1 protein-coding gene is annotated in these 1,192 nt (G+C 72.5%); it reads left to right on the plus strand.

The features are described 5' to 3' along the window. The first annotated feature begins 5 nt into the window (after positions 1-5). Complete coding sequence (locus G6048_RS48180) at positions 6-1,160, plus strand: alpha/beta hydrolase (RefSeq protein ID WP_165345908.1); 1,155 nt, start codon at positions 6-8, stop codon at positions 1,158-1,160. Positions 1,161-1,192: the final 32 nt, after the last annotated feature.

The following is a 1,192-nucleotide window of genomic DNA, read 5'->3' on the forward strand; positions in this document are numbered from 1 at the left end:
GCGTCATGGGGGTGCGGGGGAGGCTGAGGCTGCCGGAGCCTGGAGCGAGGCCGGATTCGGCGGAAGAGACGGCCGGGTCGGCTGGTTCGGATCGGGCGGTTCGGCCGGGGCGGTTCGGGCGACTCGGCCGGCTGTCGCGCGGTCTGCTCGCCGCGCTGGTCACGGCTGCCGTGGTCGTTCCGGTCTCCGCCGTTGCCGCGCACCCGGAGATACCGGCCCCGGCACCGGCTCGCCTCTTGGCAGTGACCCCGGCCAACCTGGACGAGGCGTACGCCGCGAACCGCGCGAACGCCGCCGAGGCGGCCCGCATGGCCGCCGACCACGGCGACCACGGCCGCGCGGCAGCGGTCCGCTCCATGGCGAACCCGGGCCGGCACTTCCTCTCCTTCGACGCCCGAGGCTCCGGCCGCGCCATCGAGGTCTTCGGCGACCTGGCGAAAGCCGAGCGCGTGGCCGTACTCGTGCCCGGTTCCGACACGAACCTGGACACGTACGAGCGCTTCCGCGTGGGTGCCGACGCCTTGCACAAACGGCTCGGCATACGTGGCGCGGTCGTCGCCTGGCTCGGCTATGAGACGCCCGGAACGATAAGCCCCGAGGTCCTCACCACGGGGCGGGCGAAGGATGCCGCTCCTGAACTGCGGGGACTCATACGGGAGTTGGAGGTCCTGAATCCGCAGGGCCGGGTCTCGCTCCTGTGCCACTCGTACGGAAGCGTTGTGTGCGCGGAGGCGGCCGAGAGCGCCTTCCGGGCTGCGGGTTCCGCCCCAGCCGAGGGTTCCTCCGGTGCATCCCGTGCCGCCGTTACCTCGCGCCCCGCAAGCGTCGAGGGCGCCGAGGGCGCCCTCGACGTCTCCGACATCGCGCTCTTCGGCAGCCCCGGAACCGGCGCCGACTCCGTCGCCGGACTGCACACGAACGCCCGCGTCTGGGCGGGCCGAGGTGCCGACGACTGGATCGCGGACGTCCCGCATGCCAAGGCCGACTTGTTCGGCACCACGGTCGGCTTCGGCACCGACCCCGTGTCGTCGGACTTCGGTGCGCGCGTCTTCGCGGCGGGCGACGGCGGCCACAGCGACTACCTCAAGCCGGGCTCGGTGTCCCTGGACAACCTCGCCCGGATCGTCCTTGGCGAGACTTCGGAGGTGACCCATGCGTGAGCTGAAGTTGAGGGGGATGGTGGGGGAGGGGG

Origin of the sequence: Streptomyces ureilyticus, from assembly GCF_011045025.1 — a bacterium.
GTDB classification, from domain to species: domain Bacteria; phylum Actinomycetota; class Actinomycetes; order Streptomycetales; family Streptomycetaceae; genus Streptomyces; species Streptomyces ureilyticus.

Coding starts and splice junctions, on each gene's coding strand:
- G6048_RS48180 (WP_165345908.1), top strand. CDS start 6: ATGGGGGTGCGGGGGAGGCTGAGGCTGCCGGAGCCTGGAGCGAGGCCG.